The sequence below is a fragment of the Sulfitobacter faviae genome (assembly GCF_029870955.1).
GTDB lineage: Bacteria > Pseudomonadota > Alphaproteobacteria > Rhodobacterales > Rhodobacteraceae > Sulfitobacter > Sulfitobacter faviae.
In genome coordinates, this window is the sequence record NZ_PGFQ01000001.1 from 2461732 (window position 1) to 2479333 (window position 17602).

Here is a 17602-nt window from a genome sequence, read left to right on the forward strand (position 1 = left end):
GGCGCGAATGCCATGCCAAAGGGGGCGAAATTCTGATAAAGCTGTGATTGACCCCCATGGTTTGCAGACGTAGGAAAGGCGCGCATCATTAAGGGGCAATCACCATGTCTGACGCAGCGCAGAAACCACGCTCTTTCCAAGAGATCATCCTTGCTTTGCAGAGCTATTGGGCGCGGCAGGGCTGCGCGGTGCTGCAACCCTACGACATGGAAGTGGGCGCGGGCACCTTTCACCCGGCCACCACGCTGCGCAGCCTTGGCACGCAGCCTTGGGCCGCGGCCTATGTTCAGCCCTCGCGCCGCCCCACCGATGGGCGCTATGGTGAGAACCCGAACCGTTTGCAGCACTACTACCAGTATCAGGTGCTGATCAAACCCAGCCCGCCGAACCTGCAGGAGCTGTACCTCGGCTCGCTTCAGGCCATCGGCATCGACATGGCGCTGCATGACATCCGCTTTGTCGAGGACGATTGGGAAAGCCCGACGCTCGGCGCTTGGGGTCTGGGTTGGGAAGTCTGGTGCGACGGCATGGAAGTGTCGCAGTTCACCTATTTCCAGCAGGTCGGCGGGCATGACTGCCACCCCGTCTCGGGTGAGCTGACCTACGGGCTGGAGCGTCTGGCGATGTATGTGCTGGGTGTCGATCACGTCATGGACATGCCCTTCAACAGCCCCGACGCGCCGATCCCGCTGACCTACGGCGATGTGTTCAAACAGACCGAAGAGGAATTCGCGCGCTGGAACTTCGATACGGCCAATACCGAGGTGCTGCTCGATCAGTTCAATGAGGCTGAGGCGCATTGCAAATACATCCTCGAACAGCCCGCCGAGGACCCCAAGACCGGCAAGCGCATCGTCATGGCGCATCCGGCCTATGACCAATGCATCAAGGCGAGCCATATCTTTAACCTGCTGGATGCCCGCGGCGTGATCTCGGTCACCGAGCGGCAGGCCTATATCGGGCGGGTGCGGGCGCTGGCCAAGCAATGCGCGGATGCCTTCGTGCAGACCCGTGCGGGCGGCTGGACGCCCGAGGCGGACAGCGCGGCATGAGCGGGAAGATTGTTGGCATCGTGATCCTCGTCTCCGCAGTGATCGCCGGTGCGGCGCTCTATTACCTTCAGATCTACGGCTTTTACCATGATGTGCCCGAGGCCAAGGTTGAACTCGTCTCTCTGACGACGGAGGAGCCGGAGGAGATCGCGGCGGAGAACCTACAGGCCATCGACGCCGACAGTTCCCCGATCCGGTTTCGCGCCTGTTTCGAGCATGACATCAGCCTCGCCATGGCGACCGAGACCTATGAGATCACCGAGCATACCGATCCGCGCAACGCGCCGGGCTGGTTCGATTGTTTCGACGCCCCCGCCATCGCGGCTGAGATCGAGGCGGGCAGCGCGCTGACCTTCCTCGGCGGCAAAAACGTGCACTACGGCGTCGATCGGATCGTGGCGCTGACCGACGACGGGCGCGGCTATATCTGGCATGAGCTGAACGACTGTGGTGAGAAGTCCTATGACGGCACCGTGGTGGGTGAGGCCTGCCCGGAACGCCCCGCCGACTGATCTTATCGCCGCGCGCGGCCCCTTTCGGCGGAACCTTTTGCCGCTGCCGAACGCTTGTCCCCACATAGAACGGGGGCGAAAATGTCAGAGAAAACACATGAGGGGCTGAAATGGGTGATGCGCGCAGGCTATGGCGCGCGCGGGGTGATCTATACGATCATCGGCGCGCTGGCGCTTTTGGCCGCCCTGAAACGCACCCAAGCCTCGGGTACGAAAGACGCCCTCGCGGCGCTGCGGGATGAGCCCTATGGCATCCCCGCGCTCTTTGCCATCGGCATCGGGCTGCTGGCCTATCTGGTCTGGCGGGTCGCCGCGGGCGTGAAGGATGTCGAAGACCACGGCACTGACGCCAAGGGGCTGATCGCGCGGCTGGGGCAGATCACGACCGGGCTGATCCACGGCGGTATCGGCGTCTCGGTTCTCGCTCTGGCGATGAGCGGCAAGAACTCCGGCGGCAGTTCTGCGCAGGACTGGACGCAAAAGCTGATGGCCATGCCCGCCGGGCGCTATATCGTGGCCGCGGGGCGCTGATCCTGCTGGGCGCGGGGATTTACTACGCCTACAAAGGGCTGAGCGGGAAGTATAAGGGCCATCTGGCGCGCACCCATTTCACCGAAAGCATCGACCCCATCGTGAAGATTGGCCTTGTCATCTATGGCGGCATTCTCGCGCTCGTCGCCTTTTCGCTGGGCTATGCGGCGCTCACGGCTAACCCCGAACAGGCGGGCGGTCTGGGCGAGGCGTTGCAAGACCTGCGCGGCATGGCCTTTGGGCGCTTCCTTCTGGGCGGTGCCGGGCTGGGGCTCATCGGTTTCGCGGTCTATAACTTCGTCGAAGCGGGCTACCGCGTGGTGCCAAAATTCTCCGACCCGGATATCCGCACCTTGTTGGATTAAACGCGGGGCGGGGGGCTAGACCCTCCGCCTAGCACTCGTTATCCAAGCCCCCGATGAGACGCCGCCGTCGCGGCAAGAATTGGGGGCCGCCCGTGCCAGATCTGCTGATTGAACTTTTTTCCGAAGAAATTCCCGCGCGGATGCAGAAACGCGCGGGCGAAGACCTGCAAAAGCTGGTGACCAACGGTTTGGTCGAGGCCGGTCTGACCTATGGCTCCGCTGCCGTCTTCACCACGCCGCGCCGCCTGACGCTCGCGCTTGGCGACATGCTCGCCGCCAGCCCGCGACAGGTTGAGGAACGCAAGGGCCCCAAGGCTGACGCGCCCGAGAAAGCCGTCGAAGGTTTCCTCCGCGGCGCGGGTCTGACCCGCGACCAGCTTGAGGAGCGCGACACGCCCAAGGGCAAGGTGCTCTTCGCCAAGATCGAGAAGCCGGGCCGCCCCGCCGCCGAGATCGTGGCCGAGGTGCTGGAGCAGACCATCCGCAATTTCCCCTGGCCAAAGTCCATGCGGTGGGGCAGTGGTAGCCTGAAATGGGTCCGCCCGCTGCATTCCATCCTCTGCGTGATCAGCGATGAGGCCGGGGCCGAGGTGGTGCCGCTGACCATCGACGGGATCACCGCCGGGAACACCACGCGCGGGCACCGTTTCCTCGCCCCCGACGAGATCGAAGTCGCGGGTTTCGAGGATTATCAGGACAAGCTCAGCCGCGCCTTTGTCGTGCTCGACCCCGCGACGCGGGCCGATACGATTTGGCATGATGCCACCAACATGGCCTTCGCCGCCGGGCTGGAAGTGGTTGAGGACGCAGGGCTTCTGGCCGAGGTCGCGGCCTGGTGGAATACCCCGTCGTGCTGATGGGCCGCATCGGCGAGGATTTCCTCGGCCTGCCGCCGGAGGTGCTGCAAACCTCGATGAAAGAGCATCAGAAGTTCTTCTCGGTCCGCAACCCGAAGTCGGGGCAGATCGAGCGGTTCGTCACCGTCGCCAACCGCACCACCGCCGACGAGGGCGCCACGATCCTTGCGGGCAACGAAAAGGTGCTGGGCGCGCGGCTGTCGGATGCCAAGTTCTTCTGGGACAACGACTTGCGCAGCGTCACCACCGGCGCGGGCATGGAGACTTGGGTCAAGGCGCTGGAAAACGTGACCTTCCATAACAAGCTCGGCACCCAGGCCGAGTTGATCGACCGCATGGCGACCCTCTCGCGCGAATTGGCGCCGCTGGTCGGTGCTGACGCCGATGAGGCCGAAAAGGCTGCCCGCGTCGCTAAGGCCGACCTCAGCTCCGAGATGGTCTATGAATTCCCCGAGTTGCAGGGCCTGATGGGCAGCTACTACGCGCGCAGGGCGGGGATGTCGGATGCCGTCGCAGACGCCGCCAAAGACCACTACGCGCCGCTGGGACCGTCCGACGACGTGCCGACCGCGCCAGTGTCGATTGCCGTGGCTTTGGCCGAGAAGATCGACAAGTTGACCGGGTTCTGGGCCATCGACGAGAAGCCGACCGGTAGCAAGGACCCCTTCGCGCTGCGTCGTGCGGCCTTGGGTGTGATCCGGATTTTGGTGGAGAATGATGTGTCGCTGTCACTGAACGACGTACTGGGCCAAAGCGCCGAGATCGTCGGCGACCGTGACGCGGGCCGGGCTGACACTGCCGACATTCTGGGCTTCATCCACGACCGCCTCAAAGTCTACCTGCGCGACCAAGGCATCCGTCACGACGTCATCGACGCCTGCATCGCCATGGACGGCAGCGACGACCTCACCCTGCTGGTCAAACGCGCCCGTGCCCTGTCGGAAACGCTCAAAACCGACGATGGCGAAAACCTGATCCAAGGCTTCAAACGCGCCAACAACATCCTCAGCCAAGCCGAAGAGGCCGATGGCGTGGAATACTCCTTTGGCGCCGATCCGAAGTTTGCCGAGACGGAGGCCGAAAAAGACCTCTTCGCCGCACTCGACAAGGCAGAGGCCAAGATCACCCCGGCAATGGCGGCGCAGGATTTCTCGACCGCGATGGCGGCCATGGCCGAATTGCGCGGGCCGATCGATGCCTTCTTCGAGGCGGTGCAGGTCAACGCCGAGAACCCCACGGTGCGGCGCAACCGGCTTAATCTGCTGAGCCGCATCCGCACGATCTGTAGCGCCGTGGCGGACTTGACCAAACTGGACGGTTGACCCCAGAGGGGGCGAGATCCCTTGCCCCTTCTGCCTCAACCCCTATGCTGCACCGGAACGATTAAGGTGCCGCAGTGCAGAACGACCCCCATACCACGCTGGTGACCCCCACCGCGCCGATTGCCAATACCACCCACGGCGGGCGGGCCAAATGTTTGCAACGTCTCGTGCGGCTCGACCTGCCGGTGCCGCGCACCATCGCGCTGTCCTTTGACGCGGTGCAGCAGATCGCGCGGGGCAGATGCCCGACGTGCAGGCGGTGGTCGATCAGTTCCCGAAGGGTGCGCTGCTTTGCGTGCGGCCCTCCAGCCAAGACCCCGATTGGGGCGGGCCGGGGCGGTGCTGAACATCGGGATCAATGACGCGCTCTTTGAAAGCTACGCCGGCACCATTGGCGAAGGGCCAGCGGCGGCGCTTTATTCGCGTTTCGTGCAGTCCTACGCGGTCAATGTGGCCCGTCTCGACCCGGATATGTTCGACGATGTGAACGGCGATGGCCGCGCGGCGCTGATGGAATCCCTGCGCGCCTATGAGGCCGAGACCGAAGAGCGTTTCCCCCAAGACCCGGCGACGCAATTGGCGGCGGTGCTGCGCTCCATGGCGCGGGCGTGGAACGGCACCTCGGCGCGGCTGCTGCGGCAGGCCAAGGGCGCGCCTGCGGATGCGGGGCTGGGGCTGGTGGTGCAGGAAATGGCCTTTGGCGTGGGGCAGGGGCAATGCGGCTCGGGCGTGTTGCAACTGGTCGATAGCGACACCGGCCTGCCGCAGATCACCGGGCGCTATCTGAGCCAGAGCCAAGGGCGCGATGCGCTCGAAGGCGATGCGGCGGCGATGTATCTCACCCGTGATCCGCGCGGGCAATCGCTCGAAGAATTGGTGCCCGAAGCTTTTGCGGAGTTGAAGGATCACGCGGCGCTGATGCGCAAGAGGCTGCGGGCCGAGATGCAGGTCGAGTTTGTGATCGATCAGGGCAAGCTGCATATCTTGGACGGTGTGAAGGTCGCGCGTTCTTCTCGGGCTGCCGTGCGCATCGCCGTGGCGCTGGCCGATGAGGGGATCATCAGCCGCGAGGAAGCGCTGATGCGGGTACAGCCGCGCACGCTGTCGGAACTGCTGCACCGCCAAGTCGACCCAAGCGCCAAGCGTGACGTGATCGGGCGCGGCATCGCCGCCAGCCCCGGGCGGCCACGGGGCGGATCGTCTTTTCCGCCAGCGACGCGCAGGCAAGTGCTGCACGCGGGGAGCCTTGCATCCTCGTCCGGCGTGAGACCTCGCCCGAGGATATTCGCGGCATGCATGCCGCCGCCGCCGTGCTGACCGAACGCGGCGGCATCACCAGCCATGCGGCGGTGATCGGGCGCGGCATGGGGCTGCCTTGCGTGGTCGGCGCTTCGAACATGCGCTTTGTGGTGACCCAACGGCAGATCATCGCCCCCGACGGGCGGGTCTTTGTCGAAGGCGACCAAGTTACCGTCGATGGCTCCACCGGGCAGGTGCTGGCGGGGGCGGCCAAGATGCAGGAGGCCGCGCTCGACGATACCTTCAACCGGCTGATGGGCTGGGCCGAGGACGTGGCTGATATTGGCATTCGCGCCAATGCCGACACGCCGACCGATGCCCAGACCGCGCGCAACTTCAACGCCCATGGCATCGGCCTGTGCCGGACCGAGCATATGTTCTTCGAGCCGGGCCGCCTCACCGTGATGCGCGAGATGATCTTTGCCGAAAGCGGCGAGGACCGCCGCGCCGTGCTCGAACGTCTGCTGCCCATGCAGCGCGAGGATTTCACCCAGCTTTTCCGCATCATGCAGGGCCAGCCGGTCTGCATCCGCTTGTTCGACCCGCCGCTGCATGAGTTCTTGCCCTCCGACAAAGCCGGGCAGCGCGAATTGGCCGAGGCGCTTGGCCTGCAAATGTCCGACGTGACGCGCCGCGTGGCGGCGATGACGGAGTATAACCCGATGCTGGGCCTGCGCGGCGTGCGGCTCGGGGTCACGGTGCCCGAGATCTACGAAATGCAGGCCCGTGCGATCTTTGAAGCGACCATTGAGGCCAGCCGCGATGGCGAGCCGGTGGTGCCCGAGATCATGATCCCGCTGGTCAGCGCTCGCCGCGAGGTGGAACTGGTTAAGGCCAGCGTCGATGCCGTGGCCGCCGCCGTGCGCAGCGAGCGTGACGCGAGCTTTACCTACCGCCTTGGCGTCATGGTGGAGACCCCGCGCGCCTGTCTGCGCGCCGATGATATCGCGCCGCATTGCGCCTTCCTCAGCTTCGGGACCAACGACCTGACGCAGATGACCTACGGACTCTCGCGCGATGATGCGGGCCGCTTCATGTCGAACTACGTCCAGCAGGGGGTCTATCCAGAGGATCCCTTCCATGTGCTTGACACCGATGGGGTCGGCGAATTGCTGCAACTCGGGGCGGAAAGAGGGCGCAAGGCGCAGCCCGGAATCACCCTTTCCATCTGTGGGGAGCATGGCGGCAACCCCGAATCCATCGCCTTTTGCCGCGAATCGGGGTTCGATTATGTTTCCTGCTCGCCATTTCGCGTGCCAGTTGCACGTCTGGCCGCCGCCCAACTCGCCATTGCCCACAAGATCGGGTAGGGGCGGCGGGCTCCAGCCCAATTTATACCATAATTCGGCGAGTTTCTGCACATAACGTCTGGTTGGGTTTACCGCCGGGAACCTTTTGGCTATCCGCCCCGCAGCCCTAACAATGATGCGAGGCGCATAATGCGTTTTATCCGGTCGATCTCTTTTGCTCTTTCCATGGCGCTGTGCAGCAGCCCGCTGGCGGTTCAGGCCAGCTCTGAAAGTGCGAGCGATCTTGCGCAGATTGAAATTCAAGGTCTGAAGTCCGCCGGTGCGGCGCGGCTTCAGGAGATGGTCGCACAGCCCGTGTCGGCCAGCGAGACAGATGTGAAATTCTCCACGGCTTGGATCGACAGCCAGCCCAAGGCCGAAGGCAACGCTGAGTTGCAGTGCCTTGCCGAAGCGCTCTATTTCGAGGCACGTGGCGAGACGGTCAAAGGCCAGTTCGCCGTGGCCGAAGTGATCATGAACCGCGTGAAATCCGCCCGTTTCCCCGGCACGCTTTGCGGCGTGATCAACCAAGGGACCGGGCGCAAGTATCAGTGCCAGTTCACCTACACCTGCGACGGCCACAAAGAGGTCATCAATGAGCCGCGCGCTTTTGCCCGTGTCTCGAAAGTCGCGCGTGCGATCATCGACGGCAGCGCGCCGAAGCTGACCAATGGCGCGACCCACTATCACACCACTGCCGTGAACCCCAATTGGGCGCGGGTCTATACCAAGACCGCGCGGATCGGGCAGCACCTCTTCTATCGCCACACATGGAAGACCGCCTCGAACTGAGGGGCGGGATGTGCCTTCGGGTGCTGGCCTGCCGCCGGTGGGCCTGCTAAATGTGCATCGAAGCGCCCCCGGTGGGGCCATTACCCTGATCCGATAGGCGCTGCCGATGTCCGACGACGAAATTCGACTTGCCTTTGCCCACCCTTCCGAGCGGGCAGAGACGATGGCCGGCCCCGAGCCGCGTGATCGTATCTCACTGCGCGATCACATCGTCGAGGTTGAGATCGGTGCCTTTCAGGCCGAGCGGGACGTGACCCAGCGGGTCTGCTTTAACGTGGTGGTCGAGGTGGCCCCCTGACGGGTGTGGTGGACGACGATGTCGACCGTATCCTGTCTTACGACCGCGTGACCGAAGCCATCGCCGCCGAGCTTGCCGCCGAACGGCTCAACCTTTTGGAAACGCTGGCCGAACGGGTCGCCGACCGTATCCTGATCGAGCCGCAAGCGATGCGGGTCTTCGTGCGGATCGAAAAGCTCGACCGGGGCCCCGGTGCCCTTGGGGTCGAGATCGTCCGCGCGCGGGAGGAGGCGGCAGCGCAGGACGCGGACCAAAAGACCCCGCAGCCGCGCGTGGTTTACCTTTCCAATGCGGCGATTGCCTCGACGCGTTTGCCGGGATGGCTGGATCAATTTGAAGCGGCGGCGGAGCCGGTGATCCTTTGCGTCGGACCTTCCGACATCCCGCGCCACAGGCCGAAGATGAAAAGGCGCAGCGCCACATCGACCTCTTGGCAATCGAACAGAACGCTTGGATGCTTTTGGCCCGTGATCCGCGCTGCGCGGTGGTCGGCAGCCGGACGGAGTTGGACTGGGCCATGAAGAACGGCCAGATCAGCATCTGGGCGCCTGCGCGGATCGTGCTCGACGCAGTGGACGGCCCCGCCGCCCCGCCAAGCGCAGCACCCGCTTTGGCCGCTTGGTTCGCCGAGAGTTCATCGGCCTGCGAATTGGTGCTGATTGGCGCGGAGCGGCCCGAGGGCGCGAAACTGCCGCTACGCCTACTTGACGTCGACCGCGCGGAGATCCTGTGATGACCGACTACCACCGCCCCTTGGTTCAAATCGGCCCCGCGCGGCCCGAAGCTGCGCTGACCCTCGCGGGCGGTTGGGGCTGGTTCACCCATGTTGAAGTCCTGTCGCGCGGGCAGACGCCGCGCGTGATCCCGGCAGATGCGCTCCCCTCCGCCGCGCGAGATGCATTGACCGCGCCGCGCCCGGCCATTGCGGGGTTGAGTTTCGACCGCCCCCGCGTGATGGGCATCCTCAATGCCACGCCTGACAGTTTCTCAGACGGGGGCCGCCATGCCGACCCGAAGGTCGCGGTTGCGGCGGGGGCGGCGATGCGGGCGGCGGGGGTCGATATGCTCGACATTGGCGGGGAATCCACACGCCCCGGAGCGGAGACCGTGCCGGAGGACGAAGAAATCGCGCGTGTTCGGCCGGTGATCGAAGGGCTGCGGGCGGCCGGGGAGGGGGCGATCAGCATCGACACCCGCAAGGCTGCCGTGGCCGAAGCCGCCGTGGCGGCGGGGGCGGATCTGGTCAATGACGTGGCAGGGCTGACCTTCGACCCGGCGCTTGCGCCCTTCTGCGCGGCGCGGGGGCTGCCGGTCTGTGTGATGCATGCCCAAGGCGACCCGGCCACGATGCAACGCGACCCGCGCTATGATGACGTGCTGCTCGACGTCTATGACTATCTGGCCGAACGCATCGCGGCGCTTGAGGCACAGGGCATCCCGCGCGCAAATATCATCGCCGATCCGGGCATCGGCTTTGGCAAGACGCTGGAGCACAACCTTGCGCTGCTCGCGCGGCTGAGCCTGTTCCACAGCCTCGGGGTGCCGATCTTGCTCGGCGCGTCGCGCAAACGTTTCATCGGCACGATCGGCGGCGGCGCGGCGGGGGAAGATCGCGCGCCCGGCTCCATCGCGGTGGCCCTGGCGGCGCTGAACCACGGGGTCCAAGTCTTGCGTGTCCACGATGTGGCGCAAACCATTCAATCCATTTTACTTTATCGTTCGGCACTGGCAGGTAAAGAGATATGACAAAGCTCTTTGGTACAGACGGCGTGCGCGGCACCGCCAATATTTACCCCATGACCGCCGACATGGCGCTGCGCATCGGTGCCGCCGTCGGGCGCTATTTCCGGCGTGAGAAACGCGGCGTGCACCGTGTGGTCATCGGCAAAGACACGCGCCTGTCAGGCTATATGTTCGAGAACGCGCTGACCGCGGGCCTCACCAGCACCGGCATGAACGTGTTGTTGCTGGGGCCGGTGCCGACACCGGCGGTGGGGCTTTTGACGCGCTCCATGCGGGCCGATCTGGGGGTAATGATCTCGGCCAGTCACAACCCGGCCAGCGACAATGGCATCAAGTTCTTCGGCCCGGATGGGTTCAAACTCTCCGATCAGGTCGAGCAGGAAATCGAAGCGCTGGTCGCCGAAGGGGTCGAGCCATCGGCGCCGGATCAGATTGGCCGGGCCAAGCGCATCGACGACAGCCGCTTTCGCTATATCGAACGGGTCAAATCCTCTTTCCCGCGGCAGATGCGTCTTGATGGGTTGAAGGTGGTGATCGACTGCGCCCATGGCGCGGCCTATCACGTGGCGCCGATGGCGCTGTGGGAATTGGGCGCGAATGTGATCCCCGTGGGCGTGGACCCGAACGGGTTCAACATCAACGATGGCTGCGGTTCCACCCAGCCGCAATCGGCGGCGGAGGCCGTGGTGGCCAATGGTGCCGATGTGGGCATCTGCCTTGATGGCGACGCCGACCGGGTGATCCTGATCGATCAGAATGGCCGCATCGGCGACGGCGATCAGTTCATGGCGCTGATGGCCGCGCGTTGGGCCGAAGAGGAGCGTCTTGCGGGCAAGGCGCTCGTCGCCACGGTGATGAGCAATCTGGGGCTGGAGCGTTTCCTGAACGACCGCGGCGTGCGGCTGGAGCGGACCGGCGTCGGCGACCGCTATGTGGTGGAGCGGATGCGCGAAGGGGGCTTCAACCTCGGGGGGGAGCAGTCGGGCCATATCGTGATGACCGACTACGCGACCACGGGCGACGGGTTGATGGCTGGGATGCAGTTTCTGGCCGAGATGGTCCGCTCGGGCAAGCCTGCCTCAGAACTGCTCTACCAATTCGACCCGGTGCCGCAGCTGCTGAAAAACGTGCGCTTCTCTGCCGGGCAGACCCCGCTGGAAGACGCGCAGGTCAAAGCCGCCATCGCGCAGGCCGAAGCCGATCTGGCGCAGGGCGGGCGGCTGTTGATCCGAAAATCGGGCACGGAACCCTTGGTGCGCGTCATGGCCGAACATGAGGACGCGGCACTGATGGAGCGTGCCGTCGACAGCGTGGTCGAGGCGGTGAATACGGCGGTGGGCAGCTAAGCTGTTCTACCCGCGCTGGAACAACCGTTTCAGCGCGCCGTATTGGCTGAGCCCGACCCCCGCAAGGATCAGCGCCATCGCGTAAAGCAGCGACATCGGCAGCGGCTCTGACAGGACCAGCGCGCCCAGCAGGACCGACCAGACCGGCACTTGGTAGTTCACCAGTGACATGAAGACCGGCCCCGCGGTGCGCACCACATAGACCCGCAAAAACGCCGCGCCCGCGGTGGGGATGAGGCCGAGAAAGGCCAGCACGGCCAGTATCTTGGGCGCGGGCAGGGGCGGCGGCCCTCGCTGAGGAAGGCTGCGGGCAACATGACCACGGCACCGATCAGCATCAGCACCGTCCCCAGCCCAATTGGATCCACAGAAGGCAGCCGCCGCATGAGGATCGAGCTGACCGCATAGCAAGAGGCCGCGGCGACGCAGGCCATCCGCCCCGCCGTTTCCATCGCAGCGCCGGTGCTTTCAAACGCCTGCCCGCCGATCAACACGACGACGCCGATAAAACCGATGACAAAGCCGCCGACCTTGCGCGGGGTCATGCGCTCCCCCGGCAACAGGAAATGGGCCATGGGTAGGACGATCAGTGCCACGGAAGCCATGGTCACCCCGGCAAAGCCCGAGGTCACATATTGCTGCCCCATGCGAGCAGCGAAAAGGGCAGGGCCGAGCTGATGATGCCGATGGTCACCAGCACGAGGATGTCGGAGGCAGAGGGGCGTGCGGTGAAAAGCGCGAACCCCCGCAGGGCCCAGAGCGCCAGCATCACCACCGCCGCCAACCCGATCCGTGAGGCGGCGAGCCAGAAAGGCGTGATCCCGGTGAGCGCCACTTCGGTAAAGAGGAAGGTGCCCCCCAGACAAACCCCAAAAGGGCGATCAGCAGCCAGCTTGTCAGCGTGATTTGGGGCGTGGTGTTCATCGGGGCTCCGGCGTAAAGGCAAAGACCCCGGCGCGAGGCCAGGGTCGATGTCGTCTTATCTTTGGGGAGATTTGGCTCAGTTCTTGGCCTTGTCCACCATCTTGCCTGCGGAAATCCACGGCATCATCTCGCGCAGCTTTTCGCCGACCTGTTCGATGCGGTGCTCGTCATTGATGCGACGGGTCGCTTTGAACGAAGGCTGGCCCACGGCGTTTTCCTGCATGAAGTCACGCACGAATTTGCCGTTCTGGATGTCAGTCAGCACATCTTTCATGCGCTTCTTGGTCTCGTCGTAAGGCAGGATGCGAGGCCCGGAGACATATTCGCCGTATTCCGCGGTGTTCGAGATCGAGTAGTTCATGTTGGCGATGCCGCCTTCGTAGATCAGGTCGACGATCAGCTTCACCTCGTGCAGACATTCGAAATAGGCCATCTCGGGGGCGTAGCCCGCCTCGACCAGTGTCTCAAAGCCCATGCGGATCAGTTCGACCAGACCACCGCAGAGCACGGCCTGCTCGCCGAAGAGGTCGGTTTCGCATTCCTCGCGGAAGTTGGTCTCGATGATGCCGGAGCGGCCACCGCCGATGGCGGAGCAATAGGAGAGGCCGATTTCCAGCGCTTTGCCTGAGGCGTCTTTGTCCACAGCCACAAGGCAGGGCACGCCGCCGCCTTTGGTGTATTCGCCGCGCACGGTGTGGCCGGGGCCTTTGGGGGCCATCATGATCACGTCGACGCCTTCTTTCGGCTCGATCAGGCCGAAGTGGACGTTCAGACCGTGGGCGAAGGCGATGGCGGCACCCTCGCGGATGTTGTCATGCACGTATTTCTTGTAAGTTTCGGCCTGAAGTTCATCGGGCATGGTGAACATGATCAGGTCGGCCCAAGCGGCGGCTTCGGCGATGCCCATGACCTTGAGGCCTTCGCCCTCGGCCTTGGCGGCGGAAGCGGAGCCTCCGCGCAGAGCGACGACAAGGTTTTTGGCACCCGAGTCGCGCAGGTTCAGCGCATGGGCGTGGCCTTGGGAGCCGTAGCCGAGGATCGCCACCTTCTTGTCCTTGATGAGGTTCACGTCGCAGTCGCGGTCGTAGTAAACGCGCATGATCTTGTCCTTTGGTTTGTCTCGTTCTGGGTCTCACCATAGCGAAGTTGTGCTTAGTGGCCATTGTCATCGCAGAGGTATTTGTGAAAGGATGAAGATAGTTATTCGTGGTATCGCTCTAAAACGGAAAAATCATGCTTGATGATCTGGATCGCCGTATTCTGCGCTATTGGCAGGCGGAGCCGAGTCTCAGCCCCGGGGAATTGGCGGAGCGCTGCAATATCACCTCCGGCAAAGCGGCGCGGCGGATTGCGCGGCTGCAAGATCAGGTGATCGTGCAGGGCAGCGGGGTGGTGATCGATTGGGCGGCGCTTGGCTATGCTTTGGAAGTGTCCTTGCGGGTGACCTTGGATAAGACGCAGGCCAATGCTTTTGATGTCTTCATGGCCGAGGCGCGGCAGGTGCCTGAGGTGATCGAGTTGCAGACCTTTTTGGGGCGGGTTGATCTGCGGCTGTCGATCATTGCGCGGGACATGGGGCATTATCAGCAGATTTACCGCAGTCGCATCCTGACCCTGCCGCATATCGCTGAGATCGAGGCGCTGATGCATGTGGCGCGGATCAAGACGCAGGAGGGGCTGCCGCTGTGATCGAGCTTGATGACATTGACCGCGCTTTGCTGCGGGCGCTGGCGCGGGACGCCAATCAAAGTGCCAGTGCCTTGGGGCGCCGCTTGGGTCTGTCGCAGCCTGCGACATGGCGGCGGATCAAACGGCTGGAGGAGGGCGGCGCGATTGCCGGGCGGCGGTTGCGCTTGAATGCCGAGGCTTTGGGCTTTGGCGTTACGGTGTTTCTGGGGATCAAGCTGGCCACGCGCGGGCGGGTCAGTTTGGAGGATTTCGAGCGGGCGGTTTCGGCCATTCCCGAGGTGCAGACGGTGGAGCATGTTTTGGGGTTGTTCGACTATCGTCTGCGGGTCGTGGCGCGGGATTTGCCGGACTTCGAGCGTGTGCTCAGGCGGCGGATCATGACCTTGCCCGGCGCGGGGGAGGTGGAGGCCAATGTGCTGTTGAGCGAAGAGCGCCTGCCGGGGCCGCTTTAGCCGCATTTGCCTTTTGCCGTGGCGGGCCATATGCCTTTGCTTCGAATGATGGAGGAAGAACAATGGCATTGCTCGACACGGTAGACCCTTCGGGGCTTGATGAATTCAGCGTGGTCTTTACCGACCGGTCGCTCAACCACATGTCGGCGGAGTTTCAGCAGGTCATGCGCGACCTCTCGACCTGGCTGGGTGAGGTGTATAACGCCGATGCCGTGGCGCTGGTGCCCGGTGGCGGCACCTATGCGATGGAGGCCGTGGCGCGGCAGTTCGCACGGGGCAGGATGTGCTGGTGGTGCGCAACGGCTGGTTCTCTTACCGCTGGAGCCAGATCATCGAAAGTGCCGATCTGACCAATAGCGCCGAGGTGATGAAGGCACGGATGCAGGGCAACGCCAGCCCCGCGCCCTTTGCGCCCGCCCCGATTGACGAGGTCACCGCCGCGATCCGCGCGCAGAAGCCGCAGGTGGTGTTCGCGCCGCATGTGGAGACAAGCTCGGGCATGATCCTGCCGGATGACTATATCAAGGAAATGGCCAGGGCGGCCCATGAGGTGGGCGCGCTGATGGTGCTTGATTGCATCGCCTCGGGCTGTGTCTGGGTGGATATGAAGGCGCTTGGGGTCGATGTGCTGATCTCGGCCCGCAGAAGGGGTGGAGTGCCTCGCCCTCGGCCGGTTTGGTGATGATGTCGGCGCGGGCCGAGGCGCGGCTGACTGAGACCACTTCGGACAGTTTTGCTATCGATCTGCGCAAATGGCGCGACATCATGAAGGCCTATGAGGCGGGCGGCCATGCCTATCACGCGACCATGCCGACGGACGCGCTGCGCGTGTTCCGCGATACGGTGAAAGAGACGCGGGACTATGGGTTCGACCGGCTGAAAGAGGCGCAGTGGCGTTTGGGCGAGGCGGTGCGTCAGGCCTTGGCCGACCGCGGTGTAACCTCAGTCGCCGCAGAGGGGTTCGCCGCGCCGGGGGTGGTCGTGTGCTATACTGCTGATCCCGATGTGCAAAACGGCAAAGCTTTCGCCGCCCATGGCATGCAGATCGCCGCCGGTGTGCCGTTGCAGGTGGGGGAGCCCGATGATTTCCGCACCTTCCGTCTGGGGCTGTTCGGGCTGGACAAGCTCTATGATGTCGACGCGACCGTGGCGCGGCTGACGGCGGTGTTGGACGAGGTTCTGTAAGACCTTCTGCGCCGCGGTTCAGCGGCGCAGGCCCAGCCCCATTTGCATCAGCATCTTGCGCACCGGGGGCAGGGCGTAGAGCGCGTTGAGCCCCGCCGCGCGCGCGTCCCGGGCAAGCGGGCTGCTGGCTTGGCTGGCGCGGTTCAACAGGTCGATGCCTCGGACCCTGAGCGCGATATCGGGGTGGCGGGCCTTGTGATAGGCCTCAAGCATCTCGGCATCGCCGAGGCGTTCTGGCGCGGCGCGGGCGAGTTCCAGCAGGGTCGCCATATCGGTCAGCGACATGTTCAACCCCTGCGCGCCAATGGGGGGCAGCACATGGGCGGCTTCCGCCACGAGAGCCAGCCGTTCGGCAGAAAGCCGTTTGGCCTCTTGGCTGATGATCGGCCAGAGGGCGCGGGGGCTGGCGAGGGTGAGCGGGCCGAAGAGATTGGCCGACCGCGCGGTCGCCTCGGCCTCGAAAGCAGCGGGGTCAAGCGTGGCGCGGGCTTGGGTTGCGGGCCCATCGTCCATCCAGACCACGGCGGAACAGGGCATGCCGTCGCGATCTGGCAGGGGCACGAGGGTGAAGGGCCCGCCCGAACGGTGTACCTCGGTCGAGACATTCTCATGCGGGATCGGGTGGGTCACGCAGAAGGCTAGCGCCTTTTGCCCGTAGCGGCGGGTGGTGACCTCGATCCCCGCAGCCTCGCGCATCGGGCTGTTGCGCCCGTCGGCGGCGATCACGAGCCGGGTTCTGATCCGGCTGCCATCGCTCAGCCCGACACGCGCTTCGCTTTGGCGGGTGAAAAGCGTGGTGGTGCCGGTGCCGGGGCGGAAATCGACCTGGGGCAACTCGTTCAGCCGGGTCAGGATTTCGCGCCGCAGCAGCCAATTGGGAAAGTTCCAGCCGAAGGGTGCGTCAGAGATATCGGCGGCGTCGAACTCGCGGGTCACCCGCGGCGTCGGGTCTTCGCCGCCCGCATCGACGATCCGCATGATTTGCAGGGCGGCGGCATGGGGGGCAAGACGGTCCCAAAGACCGGCGTCCTCCAGCAGGCGCCGCGCCGGTTGCAGCAGCGCGGTGGAGCGCATGTCGGCCCCCTTGGCGGCGCCATCGGTGACCGGCGGGGTGGGGTCGACGCAGATCACATCGAAGCCGGCCGCGCCAAAGGCCGCCGCCGCGGTCAGCCCGGCGATGCCGCCGCCGGAAATCAGGATATCGCAATCGAAGGTCATCAGCCCGCCACCCGTGTTAAAAATTCGCAAAGGTCTTGCGTATGGTAGTGGATGTGATCGCCTTCGCCACGTTCCGGGGCCACATGCACCGTGCGCATCCCCAGAGCGTGGGGCGCGGCGAGGTTGCGCGGATCATCCTCAAACATGGCGGCAGAGGCGGTCTGGAACCCGTCGATGCCAAAGACCTTGTCATAAGCGGCGGCTTCGGGCTTGGGCAGAAAATCGGCGTGTTCGACACCATAGACCGCGTCGAAAAGCCCCGAAAGGCCGCAGGCCTCAAGCACCCGTTCGGCGTAGGGCGCACAGCCGTTGGTGTAGACGATCCGTCGCCCCGGCAGCACGCGAATGGCCTGAGCGAGCAGCGGGTCGGGGGTGAGCCGATCCATCGGAATGTCATGCACCTCAGTCAGGTAGGGGCCGGGGTCGACACCGTGTTCGCGCATCAAGCCGGCCAGCGTGGTGCCATAGGTCTGCCAATAATGCTGGCGCAGGTGGTTGGCTTCGGCCCGGTCGACCTTGATCGCGCGCATCACCCAATCGACCATACGCGCTTCGATCAGGTCGAAAAGCCGCGCCTCGGGCGGATAGAGCGTCTGGTCAAGGTCGAAGACCCAGGTGGTGACATGAGAAAAAGCATCGCGCGGCATGGCGCAGAGGTAGGCCGAGACGCGCAGCCGCGCAAGCCCTGCCGGGTTGCGCAAATGGTCGCGGTGAGTAAGGTGGCGCAA

The 17602-nt window shown here is 64.5% G+C and carries 12 protein-coding genes and 5 pseudogenes; 13 read left to right on the forward strand and 4 right to left on the reverse strand.

The features are described from left to right. Positions 1–104: 104 nt before the first annotated feature. The 10 genes and pseudogenes from CUR85_RS12700 (at position 105) to glmM (ending at position 11406) form a co-directional block, all read left to right on the forward strand. Positions 105–1052 (forward strand): glycine--tRNA ligase subunit alpha, encoded by a 948-nt coding sequence (locus tag CUR85_RS12700; RefSeq protein ID WP_067262615.1) that lies wholly within the window; start codon positions 105–107, stop codon positions 1050–1052. Further along, the gene (locus CUR85_RS12705) at positions 1049–1564 is read left to right on the forward strand and encodes a DUF6446 family protein (RefSeq protein WP_067262612.1); all 516 of its coding nucleotides are present in this window, start codon (positions 1049–1051) and stop codon (positions 1562–1564) included. The genes CUR85_RS12700 and CUR85_RS12705 overlap by 4 nt, the downstream gene beginning before the upstream one ends. A gap of 81 nt (positions 1565–1645) precedes the next feature. Continuing rightward, positions 1646–2095 carry a DUF1206 domain-containing protein gene (locus CUR85_RS12710; protein ID WP_280322676.1) on the forward strand — a complete coding sequence of 150 codons (450 nt, stop codon included), beginning with the start codon at positions 1646–1648 and terminating at the stop codon, positions 2093–2095. 101 nt (positions 2096–2196) lie between these two features. After that, positions 2197–2460: a DUF1206 domain-containing protein gene (locus tag CUR85_RS12715; protein ID WP_280322677.1), complete on the forward strand. Its 264-nt coding sequence runs from the start codon at positions 2197–2199 to the stop codon at positions 2458–2460. A gap of 92 nt (positions 2461–2552) precedes the next feature. Further along, a pseudogene (glyS, locus tag CUR85_RS12720) lies at positions 2553–4639 on the forward strand (glycine--tRNA ligase subunit beta). Between the two features lie 74 nt (positions 4640–4713). Beyond that, positions 4714–7248 (forward strand): annotated as a pseudogene (locus tag CUR85_RS12725) (putative PEP-binding protein). Between the two features lie 129 nt (positions 7249–7377). Continuing rightward, positions 7378–8019, forward strand: a complete 642-nt coding sequence (locus CUR85_RS12730) for a cell wall hydrolase (protein WP_067262593.1) — start codon at positions 7378–7380, stop codon at positions 8017–8019. 106 nt (positions 8020–8125) lie between these two features. Then, positions 8126–9050: pseudogene (locus CUR85_RS12735) on the forward strand (dihydroneopterin aldolase). After that, the gene (gene folP, locus CUR85_RS12740; RefSeq protein WP_136720179.1) at positions 9050–10063 is read left to right on the forward strand and encodes a dihydropteroate synthase; all 1014 of its coding nucleotides are present in this window, start codon (positions 9050–9052) and stop codon (positions 10061–10063) included. The pseudogene CUR85_RS12735 and the gene folP overlap by 1 nt, the downstream one beginning before the upstream one ends. Continuing rightward, positions 10060–11406: a phosphoglucosamine mutase gene (gene glmM / locus CUR85_RS12745; RefSeq protein WP_067262694.1), complete on the forward strand. Its 1347-nt coding sequence runs from the start codon at positions 10060–10062 to the stop codon at positions 11404–11406. The genes folP and glmM overlap by 4 nt, the downstream gene beginning before the upstream one ends. A 6-nt stretch (positions 11407–11412) precedes the next feature. On the opposite strand, the pseudogene CUR85_RS12750 reads toward glmM, so the two are convergent. Together CUR85_RS12750 and ilvC are read right to left on the reverse strand one after the other, a co-directional pair. Then, positions 11413–12330 (reverse strand): annotated as a pseudogene (locus CUR85_RS12750) (DMT family transporter). 76 nt (positions 12331–12406) lie between these two features. Further along, the gene (ilvC, locus tag CUR85_RS12755) at positions 12407–13429 is read right to left on the reverse strand and encodes a ketol-acid reductoisomerase (RefSeq protein WP_067262689.1); all 1023 of its coding nucleotides are present in this window, start codon (positions 13427–13429) and stop codon (positions 12407–12409) included. 134 nt (positions 13430–13563) lie between these two features. Here ilvC and CUR85_RS12760 point away from each other — a divergent pair, with 134 nt between their 5' ends. From CUR85_RS12760 to CUR85_RS12770, 3 genes and pseudogenes are all read left to right on the forward strand, one after another. Further along, entirely contained in the window at positions 13564–14019 is a 456-nt protein-coding gene (locus tag CUR85_RS12760; RefSeq protein WP_067262686.1) for an Lrp/AsnC family transcriptional regulator, read from the forward strand. Further along, positions 14016–14471: an Lrp/AsnC family transcriptional regulator gene (locus CUR85_RS12765; RefSeq protein ID WP_067262685.1), complete on the forward strand. Its 456-nt coding sequence runs from the start codon at positions 14016–14018 to the stop codon at positions 14469–14471. The genes CUR85_RS12760 and CUR85_RS12765 overlap by 4 nt, the downstream gene beginning before the upstream one ends. Before the next feature lie 62 nt (positions 14472–14533). Beyond that, a pseudogene (locus CUR85_RS12770) lies at positions 14534–15656 on the forward strand (aminotransferase class V-fold PLP-dependent enzyme). 18 nt (positions 15657–15674) lie between these two features. Here the strand turns inward: CUR85_RS12770 and CUR85_RS12775 are convergent. After that, on the reverse strand, positions 15675–16874 hold the full coding sequence (locus CUR85_RS12775; protein ID WP_067262672.1) for a UbiH/UbiF family hydroxylase: 1200 nt from the start codon (positions 16872–16874) through the stop codon (positions 15675–15677). Continuing rightward, a complete protein-coding gene (locus tag CUR85_RS12780; RefSeq protein WP_067262695.1) occupies positions 16874–17521 on the reverse strand; it encodes a pyrimidine 5'-nucleotidase in 648 nt (215 codons plus the stop codon). The genes CUR85_RS12775 and CUR85_RS12780 overlap by 1 nt, the downstream gene beginning before the upstream one ends. Positions 17522–17602 lie beyond the last annotated feature (81 nt).

Coding starts and splice junctions, on each gene's coding strand:
- folP (WP_136720179.1), top strand. CDS start 9,050: ATGACCGACTACCACCGCCCCTTGGTTCAAATCGGCCCCGCGCGGCCC.
- CUR85_RS12710 (WP_280322676.1), top strand. CDS start 1,646: ATGTCAGAGAAAACACATGAGGGGCTGAAATGGGTGATGCGCGCAGGC.
- glmM (WP_067262694.1), top strand. CDS start 10,060: ATGACAAAGCTCTTTGGTACAGACGGCGTGCGCGGCACCGCCAATATT.
- CUR85_RS12780 (WP_067262695.1), bottom strand. CDS start 17,521: ATGCCGCGCGATGCTTTTTCTCATGTCACCACCTGGGTCTTCGACCTT.
- ilvC (WP_067262689.1), bottom strand. CDS start 13,429: ATGCGCGTTTACTACGACCGCGACTGCGACGTGAACCTCATCAAGGAC.
- CUR85_RS12705 (WP_067262612.1), top strand. CDS start 1,049: ATGAGCGGGAAGATTGTTGGCATCGTGATCCTCGTCTCCGCAGTGATC.
- CUR85_RS12775 (WP_067262672.1), bottom strand. CDS start 16,874: ATGACCTTCGATTGCGATATCCTGATTTCCGGCGGCGGCATCGCCGGG.
- CUR85_RS12730 (WP_067262593.1), top strand. CDS start 7,378: ATGCGTTTTATCCGGTCGATCTCTTTTGCTCTTTCCATGGCGCTGTGC.
- CUR85_RS12700 (WP_067262615.1), top strand. CDS start 105: ATGTCTGACGCAGCGCAGAAACCACGCTCTTTCCAAGAGATCATCCTT.
- CUR85_RS12760 (WP_067262686.1), top strand. CDS start 13,564: ATGCTTGATGATCTGGATCGCCGTATTCTGCGCTATTGGCAGGCGGAG.